Origin of the sequence: Paenalcaligenes suwonensis (assembly GCF_011290505.1) — a bacterium.
Taxonomy (GTDB): Bacteria; Pseudomonadota; Gammaproteobacteria; order Burkholderiales; family Burkholderiaceae_B; genus Paenalcaligenes; species Paenalcaligenes suwonensis.
Window position 1 is genome coordinate 56,349 of the sequence record NZ_JAANPV010000013.1, and the last position, 6,155, is coordinate 62,503.

Consider the following 6,155-nt stretch of genomic DNA (forward strand, 5'->3'; position numbering starts at 1 on the left):
AGTAAAAGCAGTTCAGACTGTACGGTTGAGTATAGGCAAAAAGCCCTAGAGAAAGAAGCCGCCATCCTAACTAGCTAAAAGGAACTAGGATGGCACAGTACCTAGGGGATTATCGTGTAATTGCTTGGCAACCCGGGCCTACTAGACGGCTGCGCCCTCCCGACTGCGGCACCACCTGAATTTGCGTGCTAATGCGTTCTTTGAGCACAGAAACGTGGGAAATAATGCCTATAAGCTTGCCATGTTGCTGTAGTTCAGCCAGCGTTTCCAATGCTACATCCAGAGCCTCTTCATCCAAGGTACCAAAACCTTCGTCTAAGAATAGCGAGTCCACCCGTATACGGTGGCTAGCCATGTTCGATAGGCCCAGAGCGAGTGACAAGCTCACAATAAAACTTTCGCCACCAGAGAGGTTTTTGGTAGAGCGCACTTCACCCGCTTGGTCGTTATCAATCACATTCAGTTCTAACGGCTGTTGCAGGTCGCGTATCAGCACATAGCGGCTACTCATTTTCTGTAGCTGTTCGTTAGCATGTGCCACCATGATCTCAAACGTCAGCCCTTGGGCGAAATTACGGTATTTTTTTCCGTCAGCAGAACCGATCAGGTCGTGCAGCATAGACCACTGTTCGCAGCGCTGTTGTTGTGCGCGTATGTGGTGTAGTTGCTGGGCTTGTTGTTGTAGGTTTTGGTGATGGGTGTCCAGTTTATTGTTAAGCGCGCCTAGTGTTTGCTGCAACTGCTGCAGTTGGCTTTGTAGGTGGTCTTGTTGCGCTTGCAGAGTGGCAGTGCTGTTGCTGGTAAGCGCACGCTGGGTTTCGTGTGCGAGTAACTGCTGTTTATCGTGCAGCAAACTGTGCAGTGAGGTGCTATCGCGTTCTAACGCGTGCGCCTCTTGCTCTAAACGTAGCCGTTCTGACTCGGGTAGCAACGCTTCTAAAAAGTGTGCTTCATCACGCAGGTTGTGGTGCTGGCAGCGTTCTGCAAACGCTAGCGTTTGTTGGCTGATCAGCGGCGTTAGGGCTTGGCAGCGCTCGGTAAGCTCGCTGATGCGTTGCTGTAGGTTTTTCTCGTTTTGACTGGCGTGCTGCCAGTGTTGTTGACGTGTATCTTGCTCGGTTTGTGCAGCGTGTAGCTGTTGGCTAAGCGCACGTTCTACGTCATCCGGTTGCTGCTCGCCAAATAGCTCGTGGCGTTGGGTGACAAGCGTTTGCAATGCCGAATTTTGTGCCTCTACGTGTGCTTGCAGCTTCTTCAGACTTTGCTCTTGTGTGCTCAGCTGTTTCGCATTTTCGGCTTGCTGTACCTCCACACTGCGCAGCGATTGGACTAGCTCTTGCTGTTGTTTAGCACGATGAAGCCGTTGCTCACGGCGTTGACGCAAGTGTTCATAACAATCCGCTAAGCTGTTCGCATCGGTTTGCAACGTGCTAATGCCATAAGGGGCGAGCTCAGCCAGTAAATCGTGCAGCATACGCTGTTGTTCAGTGGCTAGCGCTTCTTGCTGTGCAGCGGCCTCATCCGCGCGGGAGAGTGCATGTTGCAGTTCTTGTTGAGCCAATGCAAGGGCATGGCTATGGTGACGCTGCTCTGTAGCGGCTTGCTCGTGCTGGGTTTGTAGTGCAAGTATCTGCGCCTGTTGGTGGTCAAGTGCAGCCAATTTTTCAGTCAAAGTGGTGAGCGCTTGCGTGTGCTCGTGCTGCAGCGTTTGAAATGTCTCTACCTGTAGCTCGGGCATGTGTTCAAGCCCCAAGCTTTGTACCTGTGCGGTAAGTTGCTCTATGCCTTCTTGCTGCTGACGTGCGGTGTAGGCGATCTGTTGTTCGGTATGGCGTACTTTTTCCTGCAGTTCAGCGCTGCGTATGCGTTGCTCTGTATGGTGTTGGCGCAGTTCCTGTACCCGCAGCTCCGTTTGTCTGGTAGCCGTAGCCAGCGTGTCATCGGCGTCGGGTACATGCAGGGCATAGGGGTGTTCTGTGGCACCACATAAGGGGCAGGGGTCGCCATCGTGCAGTGCTGCTCTGGCAGCTTCTAAAGACAATACCTGTTGCTGCAATTGTTGCTGTTTGAATTGTAGAGCAAGGTGCTGCTCTTGTTCGCTAACCTGTTGTTCTAGCTGCGTTTGACGTGTACTAGAGAGCTCTAACGCCTGTTGATGTTGAGCTAGCTCGTGCTGCAACTGTGCTAAACGCTGCGTGATGGCTTGCTGTGTGTTTAACCCTTGTAGAACGCTTAGGTAGGCTTGTTGTTGTGCTTTATGGGTAGCTAAGGCTTGCTGCCAATAGCTAATGCTTTGTCCTGCCAAGTGCTGTTGCAGTGCAGCGTGCTGGGCTTGTAGTTGCTTTTCAGTGTGTTCAACGCGTTCCTGTGAGCGCACATTCGCTTCGTGATGGGTGTTTACGGCAGATTGACGGCTTTGGCGCTTTGCGAGGGTTGCTTCTTGGTTCTGTTGGGCGCTTAGCAGTGCAGTTTGTTTAGCGGCTAGGCTATCGAGACGGCTTTTAAGACCTGCCAGTTCACCAACCAGCAATTCATCCTGCTGGCTTTGTGCTTGTTCAGCATTGACTTGTTCAAGGCGGTGTTGGTGTGCGGCGTGGGTCGTGTTTAGCTCTTTTTGGCTTGCTAACAATAATTGCTGCTGGCGCTGAAGCTCAGTCAGAGCCTCGTGATCACGTTGCAGCGTTTGGCGGCGTTCGCTTAACTGCGTATCAAGTTCACGTACACGTCGTAGTGTGGGTAGGGCATCGTGTTGGGCCGTCTGCGCCTGAACGTAGTGTTGCTTTGCTGTGTGAAGGGCAGTAGCGCTTTGTGTGACGAGCGTCTGTAACTCAGGCAGTTGCTGTTGGCGTTGTTGTACGTCTAGTGTCAGGGCTTGCAGTTGCTCACGTTGCGTAGACAGAGCGGTATAGGCAGCATGCAGACTAAGCGCGCGTTGTGCTAATTGTAGGCGTTGTTGTTGGGGGGCGAAGTCTGTACGGCGTTGTTCCAACTGTTGTTGGCGTTCACCCAAGCTAATTAGCTCAGTTTGTAGGTTGTCTACACGCATGCGCCATTGCAGTTGCTGTTGGGCAGTAGAAAGTTGGCTTTGTACGGCAGTGCTTTGTTCTTGAGCCAACGCACGTTGTTGCTTAAGTTCTGTTTCCTCTTCTTCGCTTAACAGTTGCAGGCCAGATAAGCTGCTTTGTAAGTGATCTAACTCGCGCAGTGCCTGACTACGCGTTTCGTGCACACGCATCGAAATTTGGCTATAGATCTCTGTACCGGTAATCTGTTCCAAAATGGGTGCACGCTCATCGGCGGGCGCTTGCAGAAAAGCCGCAAACTGGCCTTGTGCCAACATCATCGAACGCGTAAAACGCTCAAAATCCATGCCTGACAGTTTTTCTACCTGTTCGGTAACATCGCGCAGTTTAGACGCTAAAAGGGCACCAGTTTGCGCATTGGCAATTTCGTGTTTGGGCGGTTGCAGTTCACCATCAGGCTGACGGCGTGATCGGTGTTGGCTCCAGTGGCATCTAAAGACCCCTTGTGTGCATTCAAAGGTAACTTCAGCAAAGCACTCGCCGGTTTGGCGTGAGAGGATCTCATTGCTACTTTTGCTAAGCTTTCCCAAACGGGGTGTTTGACCATACAGGGCCAAACAGATGGCATCCAGTAAGGTGGTTTTGCCGGCTCCGGTAGGCCCAGTAATTGCAAAAATACCGCTGTTCTCAAAGGCTGGATCAGTCAGGTCTACACGCCACTCGCCTACCAAGGAGTTCAGGTTTTGAAAATGAATAGTCAGAATTCGCATAGTAGGCCTTACTCGCTGTGGTGATCGCTTTCGTCTAGCGACTGCACAATATGCTGGTAGTGCTCGCGTAGTATAGGGCGCTGCTCGTCAGGGATGTCGTGCGCGGTTAAACAGCGTTCAAACACTTCTGTTACGCTCATTTCTTCCAAGGTTTCGGTTTGGTGGGTACGTTGCAGCAGGCGTTCAATCACACGTTGGTTTTGTACCCGCAGTACATCAATGGTGGTGTCGTGTATGCAGTCATCAATGCGTTCACGTAAGTTGCCTATCAACTCCTCGCCGTCATAAATGATTTCCACCCATACCGATTCGGTGGATGTAGCGAGCTGTTGTAGTGTGGCCTGTATATGCGGCCAGTCCCCGCGTATGGACACTAATTTCTGAAACACGGGAATAGGCAGCAAAGACAACTCTATTTGCTGATGCTGCAAACGCACCAAGCACACCGATTTTTGTTGGGCAGCCTCACCAAACCCCATAGGCAGGGGCGAGCCACTGTAACGGATGCGCGGATCTTGCGCGACCATTTGCGGTACATGCAAATGCCCTAGGGCAACATAGCTAAACACCGAAGAAAATGCCGAAGCGGGCACACGGTTTAGTGAACCTACATACAGCTCCCGCACGCCATCACCATCTATGGTCTGGCCACCTGTCGCAAATAAGTGTCCGGTAGCAATAATGGGGGGACGCGAAGCATGCTGTGCTTGAACTTTTTCCGCCTGTGCGGCGATAGCCTGGTAATGCGCATGAATGTTCTGCAATAGCTGCTGGTTTTTCTCGTCGGGGCTTTCACCCGCTTGGGTAGAGCGTATGTCTTTATCGCGTAGATAAGGCACGGCACAAACAATGAGTTCGGCGTGTTGGTGTGCATCATATAACACCAAAACATCCTCTTCTATCGTAGCGCTAGGGCTACCCACCACATGGATGCGCAATGCTTTAAGTAGCGATTTAGGCGCCTCCAAAAAGGAGGGAGAATCATGATTCCCCGCAATAATCACCACGTGTCGGCAAGGCGACTGGGCTACTTGCTGCAAAAAGTGGTAGTACAGCTCCTGGGCTTTGTTGCTAGGTGTGGTGGTGTCAAAGATATCCCCGGCAATCAGCAACACATCTATATGCTGTTCATGCAACTGTGTGAGTAACCAGCGTAGAAAATCCTCAAACTCTTGATAACGTTTCTTGCCATACAAGGATCGCCCCAAGTGCCAATCGGAGGTATGCAAAATGTTAAGAGGGGTAGAGGTCATAAGCGGGGTATCAGGAAGGGAGCTGCGGGGGAAGTTGCTATGGTAACAGTACAATAGTATTCCAAACCCACATCACGGTTATTGAACAAAGACTTTACAAGGGTTGCGATGAAAACTGTGCTTGGGGCGCCTTAACGCGAATTCACGCACTGTGTCTACATTGAGATTATCCAGCGCTTGGTTGAAAATGGGGCAGAGGCAGTTATTCTTACCTTAAAGGCAGTAGCGACCGAAGGCTTAGGTTCAGGAGGTGGCATGTTAGTGACTATTTGCAGATACAGTTTCCCCTATGAAGCTCATGTTGCGCGTGCTTTATTAGAGTCTGAAGGTATTCCGGTTTTTTTGGCCGACGAACATACCATTAACATGCAGTGGCTGTATTCAGATGCGTTGGGAGGGGTGCGCTTACAGGTGTCAGAAGCGTTTGTTGAGAGAGCGGTAACGTTGCTACAAGAGCTACCTAGCTCTGGTGTGGGTGATGAGGACTGCACACCTTAAGCAATAGGGCATCACATTGCTATTTTGGCTATGTTCCAGCTATATGCTAATGGTTTGGTTGGTTATATAGCCATTAGCTTTAAATGGTTTGGTTGTAGCAGGTCTCTACCTAGAATGAGTTCAACAATGTTTGTTTTCTGACAGCAGAAAACAGCGCCAAGTACACGTAAACATGGTGTGTTGAATGCGACTCTTTCTACAGCATAAAGCAGTGTGGCAGCGTAAGCTGATCGCCTTTTTGAAATGGGCGAAAAGCGTGAACTTACCGCATGATTAATCACATAAACATGGCACTGGTGATGCGCCACCAGTGCCATAAACCTCTTAATGCACGGCGCGGGCTATGCCCTGCACTTGATCAGTGGTGACAGCAGCGGCTTGGCCACCCCATTCAGCACGCATCCAAGTAGACAAATCAGCAATCTCTTTGTCGCTCAGTTCATGCGCAAACGGCGGCATGGCATACATGCGTTGGTTGCCTGTAAAGGTCTGAGTGGGGATACCGTTTAGTACTACGCGGATCAAGTTTTGTGCAGTATCCATGGCGAGTGTTGCGTTGCCATACATGGCGGGAGCCACGTTAGGAATGCCTTCCCCTTTACTGCCGTGAC

4 protein-coding genes are annotated in these 6,155 nt (G+C 50.9%); 1 reads left to right on the top strand and 3 read right to left on the bottom strand.

The genetic code is table 11. From position 1 onward, the window contains the following. Positions 1 to 109: 109 nt before the first annotated feature. Positions 110 to 3,793, bottom strand: a complete 3,684-nt coding sequence (locus GY634_RS16480) for an AAA family ATPase (RefSeq protein ID WP_166409815.1) — start codon at positions 3,791 to 3,793, stop codon at positions 110 to 112. Positions 3,794 to 3,801: 8 nt separating this feature from the next. Then, positions 3,802 to 5,046, bottom strand: coding sequence for an exonuclease SbcCD subunit D C-terminal domain-containing protein (locus tag GY634_RS16485; protein ID WP_166409816.1), 1,245 nt, complete (start codon positions 5,044 to 5,046; stop codon positions 3,802 to 3,804). A 255-nt stretch (positions 5,047 to 5,301) separates the two neighbouring features. Here GY634_RS16485 and GY634_RS16490 point away from each other — a divergent pair, with 255 nt between their 5' ends. Continuing rightward, positions 5,302 to 5,544 (top strand): putative signal transducing protein, encoded by a 243-nt coding sequence (locus tag GY634_RS16490; RefSeq protein WP_166409817.1) that lies wholly within the window; start codon positions 5,302 to 5,304, stop codon positions 5,542 to 5,544. A 324-nt stretch (positions 5,545 to 5,868) separates the two neighbouring features. Here the strand turns inward: GY634_RS16490 and GY634_RS16495 are convergent. Next, on the bottom strand, positions 5,869 to 6,155 hold a 287-nt coding region (locus GY634_RS16495; protein WP_166409818.1), incomplete at its 5' end, for a c-type cytochrome.

What these genes read in the sequence shown, in the direction of transcription:
- GY634_RS16480 (WP_166409815.1), bottom strand. Translation starts at nt 3,793, where the DNA reads ATGCGAATTCTGACTATTCATTTTCAAAACCTGAACTCCTTGGTAGGC.
- GY634_RS16485 (WP_166409816.1), bottom strand. Translation starts at nt 5,046, where the DNA reads ATGACCTCTACCCCTCTTAACATTTTGCATACCTCCGATTGGCACTTG.
- GY634_RS16490 (WP_166409817.1), top strand. Translation starts at nt 5,302, where the DNA reads ATGTTAGTGACTATTTGCAGATACAGTTTCCCCTATGAAGCTCATGTT.